Annotated in this window: 10 protein-coding genes; 2 read left to right on the top strand and 8 right to left on the bottom strand. The window is 37.9% G+C overall.

Going from position 1 to position 17,358, the window contains the following annotated elements:
• Positions 1-24: 24 nt before the first annotated feature.
• A complete protein-coding gene (locus tag ABMA76_RS10200) occupies positions 25-1,347 on the bottom strand; it encodes a hypothetical protein (protein ID WP_392912111.1) in 1,323 nt (440 codons plus the stop codon).
• Between the two features lie 144 nt (positions 1,348-1,491).
• On the opposite strand from ABMA76_RS10200, the gene ABMA76_RS10205 reads away from it, so the two are divergent.
• Entirely contained in the window at positions 1,492-2,235 is a 744-nt protein-coding gene (locus ABMA76_RS10205; protein ID WP_393061503.1) for an acyl-[acyl-carrier-protein] thioesterase, read from the top strand.
• 1 nt (position 2,236) lies between these two features.
• On the opposite strand, the gene ABMA76_RS10210 is transcribed toward ABMA76_RS10205, so the two are convergent.
• The 4 genes from ABMA76_RS10210 to ABMA76_RS10225 all read right to left on the bottom strand — a co-directional run bounded on the left by ABMA76_RS10210 (position 2,237) and on the right by ABMA76_RS10225 (position 12,223).
• The gene (locus tag ABMA76_RS10210) at positions 2,237-5,806 is read right to left on the bottom strand and encodes a fibrinogen-like YCDxxxxGGGW domain-containing protein (RefSeq protein ID WP_392912116.1); all 3,570 of its coding nucleotides are present in this window, start codon (positions 5,804-5,806) and stop codon (positions 2,237-2,239) included.
• Positions 5,803-10,827 carry a tail fiber domain-containing protein gene (locus ABMA76_RS10215; protein ID WP_393061505.1) on the bottom strand — a complete coding sequence of 1,675 codons (5,025 nt, stop codon included), beginning with the start codon at positions 10,825-10,827 and terminating at the stop codon, positions 5,803-5,805. Before ABMA76_RS10215 ends, ABMA76_RS10210 begins: the two co-directional genes overlap by 4 nt.
• A gap of 140 nt (positions 10,828-10,967) precedes the next feature.
• Positions 10,968-11,765, bottom strand: a complete 798-nt coding sequence (locus tag ABMA76_RS10220; RefSeq protein WP_392912121.1) for a hypothetical protein — start codon at positions 11,763-11,765, stop codon at positions 10,968-10,970.
• Entirely contained in the window at positions 11,765-12,223 is a 459-nt protein-coding gene (locus tag ABMA76_RS10225; protein WP_392912123.1) for a hypothetical protein, read from the bottom strand. Before ABMA76_RS10225 ends, ABMA76_RS10220 begins: the two co-directional genes overlap by 1 nt.
• Before the next feature lie 178 nt (positions 12,224-12,401).
• Between ABMA76_RS10225 and ABMA76_RS10230 the strand changes: the two genes are divergently transcribed.
• A complete protein-coding gene (locus tag ABMA76_RS10230) occupies positions 12,402-13,781 on the top strand; it encodes a M48 family metallopeptidase (RefSeq protein WP_392912124.1) in 1,380 nt (459 codons plus the stop codon).
• A gap of 94 nt (positions 13,782-13,875) precedes the next feature.
• Here ABMA76_RS10230 and ABMA76_RS10235 read toward each other — a convergent pair whose 3' ends face one another.
• The 3 genes from ABMA76_RS10235 to ABMA76_RS10245 form a co-directional block, all read right to left on the bottom strand.
• Entirely contained in the window at positions 13,876-15,048 is a 1,173-nt protein-coding gene (locus tag ABMA76_RS10235) for a hypothetical protein (protein ID WP_392912126.1), read from the bottom strand.
• Positions 15,045-15,452: a nucleoside diphosphate kinase regulator gene (rnk, locus tag ABMA76_RS10240; protein ID WP_392912128.1), complete on the bottom strand. Its 408-nt coding sequence runs from the start codon at positions 15,450-15,452 to the stop codon at positions 15,045-15,047. Before rnk ends, ABMA76_RS10235 begins: the two co-directional genes overlap by 4 nt.
• A 297-nt stretch (positions 15,453-15,749) precedes the next feature.
• Positions 15,750-17,309: a methyl-accepting chemotaxis protein gene (locus tag ABMA76_RS10245; protein ID WP_393061507.1), complete on the bottom strand. Its 1,560-nt coding sequence runs from the start codon at positions 17,307-17,309 to the stop codon at positions 15,750-15,752.
• Positions 17,310-17,358 lie beyond the last annotated feature (49 nt).

Genomic DNA, 17,358 nt, shown 5'->3' on the forward strand with positions numbered 1-17,358 from the left:
ATCAAATAAAAGGGGGGAGGGGTATTAAAAAAGTTTTATATTAGCGCTATTAGAAGCGTCTAAAGCAGTCGTAAAATTGTTTAGAATAGGGTTACTGTCTGCAGTATTGATTCCCATATTAAAGTTTTGGTTTGGAATATTGCTACCCCAGTTATAACCATGTTGAGAGTAATCAAAATTTTGAACCTGAATTGATTGCTCTGGAGTGTAGTAATTACCCCAAGGCATTGATTCACTTACTCTTAACATAGGTGCACTTGCTCCGTAGTAATCGTTGTAAGTATGGTTCCAATTATTCAGGCGATTAAGATCTTGCATCATATAAGATTGCTCTCTAAAGTCGCGCACCATGCTAGAAAAACTTTCCTGTCTCTGGTTTAGCGCATCGTATGTACCAAAGTAAGAGTTCACTTGTGGTTGCGTAAATTGAGAAGTAAGCATGCTAACAAACTGTTGCATGGCCAAGGCCTCTTGCTGTTGTTGGCGTTGATACTCAGCTTGTTCCTTCATTTCTCTGATGTATTCAACAAGAGCTAGTTCAGCTTCTGATAGCTTGTCGTCTTTATCTTCATCTTTATCTTTTTTATTCTTCTTAGCTGTTAGTTTATCTTTTACTTCTTCTTTTTCTTCTAAATCTTTTGAGTCGTTCTTGTAGTCTTCAAGTTCTGCCGTAATCTTTGCAAGTTCATCTTGAAGTTTTTTAATCTCGTCAGTATCGACTTTTGATTTTGCATTCTCTAGCTCACAAACTAAGATCGCATTCTCTTTCTTTAATTCTTCATTCTCTAATTCTAGTGTTGAGAGTTTCTCACTAATCTCTTGAAGCTTCTCTCTTGTTTCATCAAATTTTGAAATAGCTTCTTTTGCCGTATCAAGCTCTGCTGTTCTTTGCTCGATTAATTCTTCAAGTGCCTTTATTTTTTCTTGGCGAATATTATCATCAACTGGATCAGATGATTGTACGTTTGCTAGTTTTGATTTTAGGTTAGAAATTTCTTCACTGCTTTTTGCAAGCTCTTGTGTAAGAGTATCTGATTTACCTTGAAGGTCCTCGTATCTTTTAGATAAGTCTTTGAAGTCTTTTACAAGCTTTTCATCAACATCTTTAATTTCAATCTTTACGATATTTTCTACCTTTCCAAATAGTTTCGCCGTATCGAACCAAAGATCAAAAATACCTTTTTGGTGGACTTGATAAGATGTTACAGAAATTTGCTTCTCACCTGCGATCTCGCGGTAGTGGCCACTATGATATGAGTTATCTGAAACTAACATTTCATTTTGCACATAAGTGCTCGATAGAAATAATGCACTCATAATAAATAGCTTTTTGTAACAAGCTTTCATAAATTCCTCCCAAGAATTTGATTCAATTTATTACTTGCAACTGCTATGCCAAGAAAAAGGCCAAAAACCATGCAAAAATGCCATGGATACTGTTCATCTTTTAGACACTGGCCAAAACCAATGCGCTTTTGCTTTAATAGATGCATGAAAGATAAAGTATTTAAAAAGACGTATCAGGTTAGTATCAATAGTGTGAATATCAACAAGAAATTGGGCCTATTCGGTATTCTTGGTTATTTACAGGACATTGCTACTGTTCATGCAGAGGTGATGGGTTTTGGTTTAGAAGATATGATAAGAGATCAATCCTTTTGGGTTCTCGTAAGACAAAAACTACGTATGACAAAATTTCCTGCATGGAATGAAAGCGTAGAAATTCAAACTTGGTCGAGACCTCCCGAAGGAATGTATGCCTTTCGCGAGTTTGAAATATTTCTTGATGGTGAAAAAGTTGGAGATTGCTCAACTGTATGGATGATCCTAGACGGTGTGACAAGAAAGGTGAAAAAGCCTGACTTCCCAATGGAGAGAATTAATCCACGCACAGATTATCATCTCGATTACATCGCTCACAAGGTAGAAGTAAGAGATAACTTTGAAAAAGTTAATACCATTACAGTACGCAACAGCGATCTCGACTTAAATATGCATGTGAATAATACAAAGTACTCGCAATGGATTCTTGATTCCACTCCAATAAAGCTTCATAAGACTGCAAAACTTAATGAATTTGAAATAAACTTTATGGCCGAAACACACTTAGGGGATGCAATTGATATTTACCGTGCCCGTAATGAAGAAGGGGAGAAGAGTCACGATATTGTCTATAAAGGGGTTAGACACTCTGATGGTAAGACTTGCTTCCTAGCTAATCTTTTAGCGGACTAGATTAGCGTAGATAGAACTCAAAGCTACAGGCACCTTTTCCAGAATAGCAAACTTCTGTTCCATAGGCCGGAACAACACCTTCATTACCACCATTGATGGTAAGATTATATGCATCGACGCCATTGTAATTATCATTGGCATTTTGACCTGAACACCCCTCTGTTCGACTTGTGTGGCGTAGGTTCCCTGTACAATCTACTTTGTCGTAATCCCAAGTTCCATTTCCATTTTCAATAATCGGAGCACCGCCATTGTAAGATGGAGAAATAAACATGGCATCTGTTGTTCCATTGGCCCTTGAGAAGTACTCTGGGTTTATTGAAGCGCGAGTATTAGGCAGTGTTCTCTCTGTTAAGAGATTGTCTGCAATTGCACTCACCATAATAGAGTTATCAAGATCTGTAACACCACTTGAGCGAACAACAAGAGTCCAGCCTCCGCCATCTGTTGTCATATCACAATAGACTGTACGTAGGGCATTCTGCCCTGGATGGAAGTTGATCGTGTAATTTCCTGAAGGAGCATTTGGATTCTCTTCAAGGATCTGTTTACAAGAAGATTTATAATCACCATAAGAATTTGACTCACGAATCATAAACCAGCCATTTCCGGCCCCTTGAGCTGTGGCAGGGTCTGTCGCATAAGCTTTTGATGAACCTACCCAATAAGCACCATTTTCATAACCCGAGTATGAAACTTCTCCCCCTCCTGTTATATTTCCGTTCCAGCAGTTTCCATACCAGAATGGAGAGGTCATCAAGCTTGCACAATTTGAAGTATGCCCATCGTTGTCTTGGTCAATTGTTGTCCACTGCATTTGGCTGTGTGTGAGTTCTACACCAGGTGTAACAGAGCCAAGTAACTGCTGAGATGAAACAATATTTAGTCGATACTTATCGGCAGAATCAAAGTTCTTAATTGTCATCATGGCCTGCTGCGAGATTGGCTGATTGTAATCGTACGACCAAGAGTAGAGCAGTTGGAAGTCTCCGTTACCTGAAATATTATCCCAGTGAGAAAGGCCAACAAAGTAGTTAAAGTATTCTAGATAGTCATGAGTATTATCAGACCCGATCCCAGTTGTTGATAGTGTTGTACACTTACCTGTCGTATCACTTGCTGTTCCATTAGCAGATGAACATCTAGGCAGTGTTGAAATTGAATTGGCGTAAGTGATATTTGTTGTTGGTTTATTAGTTCCACCACGCGTATTCCCCCATACGAGAGTCCAACCTCCACCATGAGTTGTCATATCACATACTGTTGGAAAAGGAGGATTCGTACCAAGTGGTCCATCTGGATCAATTATATAAACTCCGGTCCCACTAGAGTAGCCGCGATCGAGAAATTCACGACAAGACTTCATTGAAGGAAGTGAGCGTACCCAAACACGAGTTTCTTGATATTGTTTTAATGTAAGCCCTAGTCCTGATTCGACCTCGGTGCTATTGTAAGCATTTGTACAGTAGTTGTTATCCGTTGATGTACAAGTCGAAATTTCGGCCCTGGCCATTGTATCTCTTGGAATACATCTTTTTCCGTAGCCACCACCCACATAAATTCGATCTGGCGTTAATGGGTCTACGTTTACACAAGTATAAAAAACACGCCAAAAATTTCCATATCCATGAAAAAAGTAATTTCCAACAAGACCTACGTTCTCACTACCATCCATGTTAGCAAACTTTACTCGTGGGCTACTTGCATCGGATTGGGCAACTACTTGTTGATAATATTCAGGAATCGTTTTATCTAAGTAAGCTGTCTCCCATGTGTTATCTGTAACATTAAAACCGGTATTAACTCCCTCCATACGCATTTGGTTGAAGGCAATGGAGTTCGATCTTGAATAAACTTCGGCCGAGGTCTCTCCTCGAATAGCATGAGTAGGGTAGCCGTGCCATACTTTTGTCCAGCCTCCACCCTCTGTCGTCATATCACACTCAACTGAAACTGGATTACCTTCAGGATAAATCGTATAGCTTCCACTTCCTTTTGACTTACCACTTAAGAGAATATCCATACAATTCTTTGGACGATCATATTTTTCTCTTAAAAAGTAGCGGGCCTTGACAGTTGCTTGTCCTGTATTGAAGCCACCAACTCCACGAACACGGTTAAGGTCATCACTACCATCTGTATGATAAATATAGTGACGTGGCTGATCGTGTACGTCAGATGTTCCTGTTTGATTGTATGCAGGAAGACAGTCTCCCCATCCAAAACCAGATCCTGCCCAGTTTGTTTGACTATCTAAGTAGTAACTTGTTCCATTGCTATTTCTAAAGCGAAATTGTGAGCCACCTGTCATAATGTCACAATCTCCTGGTGTCGTCCTACTTGGCCCTGCCTTAATATCAACAACAAGATTAAAATCTTCTGGGTTAAAGAATTCAACTGTCGAGTAGTCAGTTGCTCCCCAGTTGCCGATATCACGGGCCATCATTTGAGTTGCCGAGAAATCAAAGAAATTATGCATCCCAATTGTATTAATATCCGCATAATTTGTACTATTGATATTGATGCCAGCAAATTCGTTTTTCATTATGTTATATGACTTCTTCGTCGTCATTGCAGGATCTGCTGCATTGGCATAGAAGAGAGTCCAACCACCATTGTCGATATCCATTTCACAGTAAACTTGGGTCGCAGTTACTTGGTCTGGATAGATCGTATAAACTCCTGAACCTTTGGATTCTCCTAGCTCTAAGATATGTTGACATGACATTGGTCTCATCCCTTCATCGTGGAGATAGAGCTCTGCTAATTGTGTCCCAACATTATTATTGTGATCTGAAGGAATTCCCGTTTTATAAGCAGCATCTGAACCAATGGCAAAGTACCAATTTGAGTGGTTAACTGAACCATCAATAAGAGATTGATCACCATTTGAGTAGCCAAAACTATTATTTCCAAGCTCTAGGCCACCCCATCTTTGACTATTCATTTCAATATCAATTTCTCGATAACCACGAACAGGAGTGTCGTAAATTGGATTTGTAAATTGTGACCAAATATTTTTCTTACCTTCGTTAGGGTAGTTAATCCAAAAAGTAAATCGATTAAGATTTTCAAACTCATCAATATACTGAACGATGGAATAAAGGTTACCAGTCGGTGCTGCTTGATTATAGAGTAGAGCTGAATTCGTAGTAGGGAAGAATCCGCCGGCGACATCATGTTTATAGATTCTCGTCCAGCCACCGCCATTATTATCCATATCACAATAAACACTTAAGGCCGCAAGAGGTCCTGCTCCATCGATATCAATTGTATAGAGTCCACTAGGGTATGTTCCTGTTTTATTGAGTGTTGAGCATGAAACCTGGCAGTCGCGAACGACAATGTCGGACGGTGCATTGGCATAGAAATTCATCCATTCTGGATTAGTCTTCGTTGAAACAAAGTGTGGATTAGTTGTCGACGTATTCCAAACCTTCTTACAAGTATTGTGAGCGACGATTGTTTTAAGTTCATTGGCCGCTAGTTTAAATCCTGTATCAACAGTATTGATCGCAAGAACAGCTTGCGAGAAGAGTAGAGTAAATAGAAAACCTATTTGAATTTTCATTTCTTATTTGCTTTTTGTAACTCTTTAATTGCTTGACGCATCTCTTGCATTTCAGCTTTAAGTTGCTCGTTTTCTTCTTTTAGTGAAGCGATTTCTCTTTTCACTTCTTCGTCATTAGAAAAAAGTTCTTCAACTTTATTTGAGATAGATTTTACAGCTTCAACGAGTAGGGCAGTGATATTCCCGTATTGAACTGACTTATAGCCATCTTGCCCTGTCTTAACTAGTTCTGGTTGAACCTTTTCAACTTCTTGTGCGATAAAACCAACTGTCTTTTCTTTTGGAAAATTTCTTTCTGGAAATTTATCTGTTTTCCAATCAAAAGTAACACCTCTTAAAGATTTTACCTTGTGAAGTGGATCAATGATTGTTTCAACATTTTCTTTGAATCTTTCATCTGAAGTATAAAGGTAAGCTGCTGCTAGAACGTTTCCTGCTACATGTAGCTTTTCTGTTGCCGCAGAGATACCGATACCAACATTGCCATTGTTACGTCGAATACTGATTGAGTTTACATCATTTAAGATATTTGAGTCTGCAGTTTCGTGAACTCCAATATGAAGATAATCTGGACCGGTTCCATCGTAGTGGATAAATCCACCTTGGAAGGTTCCATTCGCTTCAGTAAAACGAATTCGTCCGCCTTCAAATTGATTAATAGCATCTCCTGAAAGGGTTATATTTGGACCAGTAATTGCATCGTCATTTCCCTTAATCATAAGCTTTGACGTTGGACTTGTATCTCCAATTCCGACATTTCCAGTAGGGGTAATTGTCATATGCGTATTCTTGTAAGAGGCGTCATCATTTCTTTGTCCAAGATATAATACTCCATCATTATTATTAAATGACCAAATCTTATTATCAGCTCCACCTGAGCGATCTTCTAAATAAATATATGAATTAAGTGCACCACTAACGTGAAGTTGATTTTGTGGAGTTGCTGTTCCAATCCCCACATTTCCTGAATTGTAATAAATATTACTTCCGGAAGTTGTCCATTGAGATTGATTAACTCCAGCAATCTCTGTTGTGACATAATTCTTCATGGCACTAACTGAAGGAGCCTGAACTGTTTCAGTACCTGCTGTTGAGTTTACAACTGCTGCTGATTGAGCTCGTCCATTCGTAAAGTATAAATTGGTTGCACCTTCGGCCAGGTCATCAGTATTTGCAAGACCCGTAATTGCTGTGTAGTTCGCATTGATTTGTGCCTGTAGTTTTCCGTAAGCATCCAGTATTGTATCTGTTGCAGCTAGTACAGAATTTGCTCCAACTGAATATCCTGTAAGAGGTGTGCTCATTACATTTGATGCTGGTACACGTCCACTTCCATCGAGTCTTAAAAGCTCATTGGCACCATTTGAAGTATTAACAGCTATATTCACATCATCAGTGTTCGCCGTTAGAGTAAGATCACTAGAAGCAGTTAGGCCTTTGAATACTAAGTCAGTTCCAGTCTTTGTCTTATAGAGAGAAGTTCCACCGGCACTTGAAGCTGTGTTTTGTTCTCCGCTTGCTGCAACAACACCTGATAAACAACCTACACCGTCAATACAGATATCATTGCCTGTTGTGACATTCATACCACCATCAATAGTAAGCTTCTGTGTTGGTGCGATATTTCCAATGGCAACATTTCCACCAGAAGACTGAAGATAGACATCAACATCACCAGCATTAGGGCCTGTGGCAAATGTTCTAAGGTATGTATGAGTATCACCACCTTCATAGATTAGGCGGAAGTTCATGTCTTGAAAGTCTGGTTCACCATTATCTTCAATTAGATCAAAGAAAGATGCTGTATCTCCAACAGTTAGTGAGAATGCTTCAGTTGTTGCACCTGCTCTTGAAATATAGAATGGTTGAGTGCCTGAAGCCGTTGCAAAGTTTGCACCACCATTTACGGTAAGCTTGTGGCCTGGAGATGCAACACCAATCCCAACATTACCTGCACCATTAATTCGCATTCTTTCTTTATTAAGATCTGCAATTAATGAACCACTTGTTCTAAAAACAAGGGAGGCTTGTCCATAGTCTGCATCGGCACCATCTGTTTCCTGAATCGAAGCAATCGATGCATTGGCAACTTTTGAAGATCCTGAGTAGTTAGATGTAAATAGAATATTACTTTCAGCGCCGATCGCTGGATCTGTCGAATTTAAACGTAGCATCGCAGGAAAATCTCTTCCTGCCGCAAGACTTACGGTTTTATCTACACCGTTAATATCAAGAAGCGAATATGGTGTTGTTACACCAATTCCAATATTTCCTGTCGGATAGTGAATATCACTTCCTGTTGTTGTCCATTGTGTTGCGCGATTATCAACATATGATTTAATAGCAGCAACTGAAGGTGCCTGATCTGTCTCACTGCCTACTGTCGAGTTCACAACTGCTGCAGTTTTTGCTCTGGCATCAGTGTGATAAAGGTTCGTTGAGCCCTCTAAAATATCATCAGTGTCATAAGCTGAGATTGATGCAAGAGACGATGCGTGAGAGTCAAGTTGTCCTTGAACTTTTTGGAATGCTTGAAGAACTGTGTCTGTTGCTAAGACACTTGAAGCTGCTCCCGTTGTAAACCCTGTTAGGGCGACATCAATGGCAGGATTATAATTAATAATTGAATCAGCTAATTTATCACCGGCTCCAACTTGAGCAATCTTGCCATTCGTTGTCCCAACATCAACGGCAAGAGTTCCAGAAGAGGTGATTGTTCCACCTGTTAGTCCTGTTCCACCTGTAACGGCAGTAACGGTTCCAGCATTGCCTGTTGGCCATGAGGCACGACAGTCTGCTGAGATACAAAGCTCTGTAGCCTTCACCTTTCCAGCTACATCAAGTTTTTCTGTCGGTGTATCTATTCCAATACCAACGTTTCCTGACTCTGTTATTCTCATGGCCTCAGAATTTAGTGGCTTGAAAATAATATGTGCTTCATCCGCATCATTTGCCATTGTTCTAATCTTTAGACCTTGATAGTCATACATCATTTGAAAGTAGTCAGTTGTACTGTCCCATGAACGATCCATTCTAAAAGAGCTCGCCCAAGTATCATCAACTTCTTTAATATGGAGTTGCGACGTTGGTGCGTTGATATTGATACCAACTTTTCCTGTCGAATAATGAATATCACTACCTGCTGTTGTCCATTGTGTTGCACGATTATCAACATATGACTTAATAGCAGCAACTGAAGGGGCTTGATCTGTCTCACTTCCTACTGTTGAATTTACGACTGCTGCAGCCTTTGCTCTAGCATCAGTATGATAGAGATTTGTTGAACCTTCTGAAATATCGTCAGTATCATAAGCAGAAATAGCTGCAATATTTGAGGCATGAGAGTTAAGTTGTCCTTGTACTTTTTGAAAAGCTTGAAGAACAGTGTCTGTTGCAAGAACACTAGATGCTGCTCCAGTTGTAAATCCTGTTAGGGCGACATCAATGGCAGGATTATAATTAATAATTGAATCTGCTAACTTATCACCGGCACCAACTTGAGCAATCTTGCCATTCGTTGTTCCCACATCAACTGCAAGAGTTCCAGAAGAGGTGATTGTTCCACCTGTTAGCCCTGTTCCTCCTGTAACAGAAGTAACAGTCCCGGCATTACCTGTAGGCCATGCGGTACGACAATCGGCCCCAATACAAAGTCCTGTTCCTTTGATATTACCGGCAACTTCTAATTTTGAAGTTGGATTAAGAACTCCAATACCAACCCGTCCAGCATTTGTAACAGCTAAACTTTCAATATCTGTTCCATCAATATCACTTACAACTCTAAGACTATGATAGCTATTTGAAACTCCCTCTGAAGCTATAAGAAGACCTGCCATATTTGCATAATCTGTAATAGCGGCAACATCAGCATCAGTGGCACCAAAGCGCATTGTGTTTACGTCGTTTGCTCCTCCTACTATGTGTAGAGGTCCTGTGGGAGAGCTCGTCCCAATTCCAACATGGCCAGTACTAAAGTAAATATCCAGACCTGAGTCCGTCCACTGAGATGACGTAATAGCACCTGTTTGAGCTGTTACATAATTCTTTACTGAGTCAACTGACGGAGCAGTATCTGTTTCCGTTCCTGCCATTGAATTGATAACTTTTGCATCTGCCATCGATTGTGCAGTCGTATCGACATAGCCTTTCACAGCAAGCTCACTTGGTACTTGAGTTGCAGAATCTAAAGTTCCTGAGTTATCAAGATCACTTGCCGGAATTTGCGCTACATTGGCAAGATTTCCAAGTCCGACATAAGTTTTATCAATCGTTGGTGCATTAATCTTTGACCAACTAATAGCTGCTGCTGCGTTAATATCCGCATCCATAATTGACCCATCTTGGATTCCACTTGAATCAACTTCTGGACTTGAACCGCTGGTTACACGTCCGAAGTTATCAACTGTTACCGATGTGTAAGTTCCGGCAGATCCAATGTTTGCTTGACCAATAACTCCCGCATTATCAACAAGAGTCGTATCAACAGCAACTGCCGCCGTTTGATCCACACACTCGAGCTTATTTGATGCATTTACTGAGACAACTTGTCCAGGAGAACAAGCCGCTGCGATAACTAAGTTATCTGCCATCGCAGAGTGATTGGCGTAAACTGAAATTGGATTCGCTAAGATATTTTGATAATCATAGGCGATAGGATTTCCAACATCTGTAATGTCCGTTACGCGAATAACAAGTGTTTGTCCTGACGGTATTTTATCAATGACATCTGCAGTACTCGAATAGAGTGGATCAAATGATCCCAAATTATCAAAATCTAATTCAACAGTGTAGATCCCATTAGAGAGTGGAACACTATTAATTGTTTGAGTCGCAACAACGGTTGCAAGATCATTTGAATAGAAGAGATCAAATTTTAAATTAGGAGTACCTGTAATAGGAGTTCCATTACTTTGCACAAGGCGCCCCGAGTAACCGAGCTTACTTGTCGAAGCGTGTAGGTTTAAGGATAAGAAGCTTAAGCTAAACGCTAAAATGAATGTAAAGATTCTACTAACGTACAATAAAGTTCCCCTGTGTTTACAGTGGCATATCGTCATAATATAGCGAAACATTAAAGAAATGAAATTTAGGTAGTTAAGTGGACAATATTTCCAATTTATGGCCTGGAGGTGCCAATTTTATTGGGCTTACCCTCCAATTATTAGGGAGTTGCATTACATGGAGGATACATACGAGTAAGCTCTCCAATTGGCCCACCAGTCTGGCTGTGGTTTGGTCTTAGCTTTTCCCAATAAGAGTTGGTTGGAAAAATCTTACCATTTGCCTTATACATACCTTTTTTACCAAGAAGGATATTGTACATAATATCCATACTGCAACGAACTTGGTTTCTAGGTTCGATTGTCGTTTCATAGCCTGAAGCAAATTGACAATTCTTACCACGCCAATAACGAGCATCTTTTTTTCGGTTTAATTGAAAGAGGCCGGTAGGGCGATCCGTAGCGTCTGGCACTCGTCCAGTGTTTACTTTTGTTGGATCACATGAAGATTCAACTTGAGCAATGGAAGCAAACATCCAAACCCAAAATCTCTTTCTTTGCTCTTTATTAAGATTATACCAATTTGGACACGTATATGGCCTCGCTGTCATTCCCTTTATTTCATCATAAAGAAACATCTCTGCCGCACCTTCTTCGTTGTCGATATATTCCGTAATCATTTGCCCCCAAACACCTTCATTACCATCTTCAGTAATGAACATTTCACAACCCTTATTAAAGTACTTTCCGTCTCTGCGGTGTTCTGTAGGGAGAGGATCTCCTTGAGAAATTGTATTATCTTCCACCTGGCAGTTATGGCAATTTCCATCGGGAGGATTCGTGACACTATTGATAACACTATTGAGCTCATTCAAAAAGTCGGCTTTTCTTGTATTGATGTCATTACTATAAGAGTTTAAACTTAAAAATAGAGTTGAAAGAAGAATGAGAGACTTCATTATTTTGCCTCCTTATTCTTTTGAACTTTCTTATAGACACACTTGATGCCACTTTCTTTTGATTCATAGTTGATCGTATCATTTTTGATCTCTAGTGTTTGAGTACTCATCGAATCCTTCTGCTTAGCAGAAGTATTACAGTTCTTAACTTCACTCACTTGAGTTACTTTAGTCTTTGTATATGTGAAAGTTGAAGTGTAGGTACAATCTGACTTTTCAACCTGTTTCTTATCTGTAAGGGGACCGAAATAAATTCTGTGACCTATTCTAAGACCTTTCTTTGGGGATTTCTTATCAACAAATTGAATGTCTGAGGCATCACAAAAATCAGAGTTTCTTACTAGGGTTTTATATTCACCGACGTGCTTTTTCATCGTAGAGATGAAGTCGTTTGCAGGAGCGGCCATTGTTATGCTTGATAAGGCCAAGAATATAGTAAAAGTTGATATTTTAATCATAGTTTTCCTCATGTTAACTCTAAAATTATACTATTTTATTTGGGGCAAAAGGCTAGAAGAGACAAGATTTCCCCATCGATAATTATTTATATCGATAAATAGGCACATTATTACACACTCTGTGACATATATAGGCTTTCATTGGTAGTAATGACTATTACAAAAATGGGAGAAGCGTATGAAAAGAATGGTCAATATTGCGACATTGATGACACTAGCACTACTTGTGTCATGTAATGCTGAAAAAATATCAAAGGTTAAATTTGTCCATGCTCTAGAAGGTGAATCACTTTCTGGTGAAATGAAAATCAATGGTCTAGAGTTAAACCTATCTGGATCAGGTGAAGAGTCATTTGAAGTAAAACCAATGTATCCTAGAAAATTAAAGCTAGAGTTAGATTATAATCATGGGCCAGAACTTAATAAGCTTTCAGCAACTGAAATTAAGATGGAATTTGAAGTACGTAACTACGATTCTGAAAATGGAAGTGTTGATCTTAGAAAAGCAGGAACTGTAAAACTTCAAGGTGATAAACTTAAGCTAACGAATTGTACTAATACAGTTGATTTCAAAGTGAATGGAGATGAACTTGTTGTTGATATGTCAAAATTCAAAAGTCTTGCATCTTGTAAAGTTGTAGGAAAGTACAAAAATTACAATCGTATTGGTGAAGAAGGTCGTTTACACAATGGTTTTGGTCGAAACTTCTTTAAATTTGCAACTGACTCACAATTTGGGAAAGAAGCTGCCTACGAAATTGTTAATAATTTCTCACGCTATATTTATCAAGATGGTGAAATGGCCGAATACTTAAAAACAATGATTACAAAAATCGCGAAAGCATCTGATATGCCAGATATTGAGCCAAAAGTTTTCTTTATTAATGCTCCAATTGAAAATGCGTTTGCTCTACCAGGTGGATATGTTTTTGTCTTTAGAGGTTTAGTTGACTCTCTCAAAACAGAAGCAGAACTTGCGGGTGTACTTGGGCATGAATGGGCACACGTAACTGAAAGACATGGTACTGAATCTGTGACAAGAAACTTAAAGTCAATTGCTGCTAAGTTTGTTGGTGCTGGATTTGTTTGGGCAAACTTCGGAATCTTAGGTGGGGCGGCAACTTACTATGTTTATGATAAGTTAGAAGATATTCCGCTTATGGGATTTAGCCGTATTCAAGAACTTGAGGCGGATAAGCTAGGTGTTCAGTATGCGTATAAAGCAGGATATTCTCCTTATGGACTTGGTAAGTACTTCTCATCAGTTCCTGATTATGATGAGACTTTCTTTCAAGCAATTACTTCGAGTCATCCAAAGTCATCGACAAGGGTAGAAAAGATTGAAGAATTAATCTTTAATTATATTCCTTATGATACGTCTCTTATTGTAACAAGCTCAGATTATGAGTTAGCAAAGGATTCAATTAATGATTTAGAGTCAATGCCTCCTCATGTTGTAAGAAAGCTTATGGTATCGATGGGTGCACTTGTTGATTCGAGTATAAAAAAGAGTGTACGTAAGAAACTCAAACTTGAACATAGACTTGAAGAAAGATAAGAAAGATAAGAAAGAGAAGAAAGGTAAGAAAAAGTAAAACAATAATACCTCCGGTATTCATCATTATCGGAGGCCCTTTACTGATCTATTTGACTTATTTACTTATTCTATTGTCACGTGATTCATCTCTTCCATCTTTTATCCAACTTATAAAGTGATCTAAACTAATAAAAGGGATGGGGTTCAAACTTAAGGCTTCTAGGCCATCAAATGTTTTTCCTAAACCGCAAGCATGAATCTTATTATTCCACTTAACTTCAGGAAAGTTCTCCATGAAAGTTTTTGCTTGGTGCGAACTAGTCCAAAAGAAAACATCTATATTCTTTAGTTGCTCTAGGTAGGAGTTATTGGTCTTATTTATTACATAATGGTAAGTCCCGATAACATCGCCTACAATAGAAGTTGCACCTTCTCTACTAAGAACTTTCCAGGGTCTAGTTCCGGCCATGATTTTTATTGCTTTTGAATTCTTAAGGACGTTGATTTCTCCATGCCCAAATCCGTCCGAGCTTCCGTGAAACCAAAGGCCCTGTGCAAGGCCTTTTTTCCATGTGGTGCTTCCTCCGCAGAAGAGAATATGCTCATTGTTTGTATTATTTTTTACTGTTGAGAAATTATAGTGACTTGTCACAAATAAAAACGATGGATGACTAGGTAATGTCGCTACAGTTTCTTGCTTGCTGATTAATTTATCATAGATACAATTATTGAGATTCTTAATTCTCTTTGTTTCAGGGAAACCTATAAAGCAAGTGTTGGGTCTTGAGGGTAGCGGACCCTTTCTTAAGATCTTTTGAATATTTACAATCTCATTCCCTTTTATTATTGAAGAGATTTTTATCGTCTCTCCTCTAACTTCCCTTAAGTGTGAGTTAGTGCTTTTTGTAAAGACAGAAAGTGGGAGTATGATGAAGTCCATTTTTTCAAGTTGTTCATGGATGCGGCCACTCACTTCTTGAATACACTTCTCAAGTTGAAGGAAAGGAAGAATTAGTCCCTGATTCTTTGAGTTCAGAAGATCCTCAAATTTTGAACTTAAGTTTAAGTTAGATATTTTAGATAATTGAACATCACACTTTTTTGGTCCAACTGGTAAAAAGTCCAGTAGATAGCAAAGTGTTTGTTCCTTACTATCTACCGAATAGGTTTCAAGCAAAAAAGTACTGATATTTCTCCAGTCTTTCTTCAATTCTTTAGAAAAAAGTAATATATCGTGTGGAGGATTAAATTCACCTGCACTTTGTAATGAATGAGTCTGATTGATCATAAATGTACATCACCACTTGCCTCAGGCTGATATATCACCTTGATGATTTTTAGTTTTTTAGTTGCTCCAGAAGGGAAGTCCCATAATATCTCTTGGCCTTCTCTGAGTCCAATCAGAGCACATCCAAGTGGTGCTAAGATTGAAATATTTTTTTCTAAATAATTAGCATTATCTGGGTATGAAATTGTAATGGTAGAGCTTCTCTTCGTCGTAAGATCAAGGTATTCAATTTTTGAATTCATTGTTACTAAGTCAGGAGGAACCTCACTATCACTAATGATATTTGCTCTTTCAATTTCATTTTCAAGATTTTCTAAGCAATTATTTTCATCTTCATAGTCACTATTGAGTAGATTGTTGAGTCTCATGTAATCTTTTTCTGTAATAAATATTTTATTATCCATAAATTCTCCAAGTATCGTAAATGTAAAAAGTAAATAATGGGGTTGGTTAAATATAGTTATTCAACCACTAGTAGAAGTGTTGGTGTTTTCCTGAATAAGAATGTGTCTTTATATAAATATAAGTCTCTCATACCAAAGGATATTATATCATACCTTACAAAAAAATTGTATAAAATGGATATCCGTAGATTTTATATAAAATTATAGAAAAATTATATTGTTGTAGTTTGTTTTGTGAAGTAGGCATCTTTTGTAATGATAAACCTATTACAAAAGATGCACTATTGAAGTTGATTATTACACTGCTTTCTTCGTACTTGGTGACTGTCCGAGTACTTCATTGGCCAGGTTTGAAACTACATTTGAAACGTTTTCAAATTCCGAACTAAGCTCATTTACACCAAGGTCTATATTTTTAGCTGATGTTGATGAAAGCTGAGTACCTTTTTCAATTTGTAGAATTGCTACATTGATATTCTCGACTCCCTCTGATTGTTCACTCGATGCAATAGTAATTTGATTCATTAAGTCTTTTACCTCATTAACATTTTCTACAACTTCTGATAGTGAACGCTCACATTCAATTGCCATTTTCACACTGTCTGCAATCTTTTCGCTGCTATTTCTCTCTAAGCGATTTATATTTTCTTTTGTTGTTTGTATTATTTTTTCGACGTCAATGATCGACTGAGTCAGCATTTCTGAAATTTCATTTGCTGCATTTCCACTCATTTCAGAGAGGGCCCCCACTTCTTCTGCTACAACTGCAAATCCTTTACCATGCTCACCAGCTCGAGCGGCTTCAACTGAAGCATTAAATGATAGAAGCTTTGTTTGAAAAACAATATCATTGATTACTTCTGTTTTCTGTGAAATTCCTCTGATTACTTCAACGATTTCTGTTATTTGTTCATTTGAAACTAAAACGTCTTTCATGATGACACTATTACTACTTTCGACTTCAGTAATAATATCCTTCATTTTCGAAACATTTTCCTGACTTGCTATTGCAACATTAAAGCTTTCTTCTGACTTTAGAGAGGACTCTTTAGCACTTTCAAGATTCCTTGTTACCATTGCAGCTATCTCATGAACTGTAGCAGAAGTCTCATTTGCTGCTGAAGCTTGTTGATTAGTTGCTTCGGCCATTGAAGTTGTTTGTTCTGAAATGCTTCTCGAAACCTTATGTGAGTTATTAATTGTTGCTTGTAGATCGTTAACGATAGAGCTCAAAACTTTTTTCACATTGTTATTAGTTGTGAAAATAAGAATTGCCAGTAAAATCGAAGATAATGCGATAGTACCAAGAAGAATATTTCCTCTTGTTTGATATTCTTTTTTAGTAACTTCTGTTCTATCATTTAACATTTTTGTGAAGTTGTTTATTAATTTCTTTATTGTTATCTTTGCTTGATCATATTCTTTTCCAAATATTAGGCTCTTCGCATATTCAAAATCTGGATTTCTTTTTATAGAAAAATTTCCGTCATTATCCTTATATTTTCCCTTGATGGCATTCATGGCAGTAAGTTCTGTTTGAATAAGAATATTTGAGTTTTCTTCGGCCTTATTCAATTGGGCAAACTCTTCTTTTGTGAAACCTAATTCTTCCATTTTTTTATGAAGTGAAATCTTCTCTCCATTTTCGTTTTCTTTTTTTCCATCTCTAATAGCGACAATATCCCAATATTGTTGCTCATACTTTGTATCACCAGTAATGATATATGTTCGAGCAAGCCTTGTTAGATTTTCTGAACTAATCATTAGTTCCATGGCCGTTTCATATGAATCAAATCGGTTATCACTAGCTTCATTCAGTTCTATCTGATTTATTGCAGTAGTAGCTATGATTCCCAATAAAAAAATGACTAATGTTGATAAGACATAATTTAATATTTTAATTTTT

It is taken from the genome of Halobacteriovorax sp. ZH5_bin.2 (genome assembly GCF_043196375.1).
Lineage (GTDB): Bacteria > Bdellovibrionota > Bacteriovoracia > Bacteriovoracales > Bacteriovoracaceae > Halobacteriovorax_A.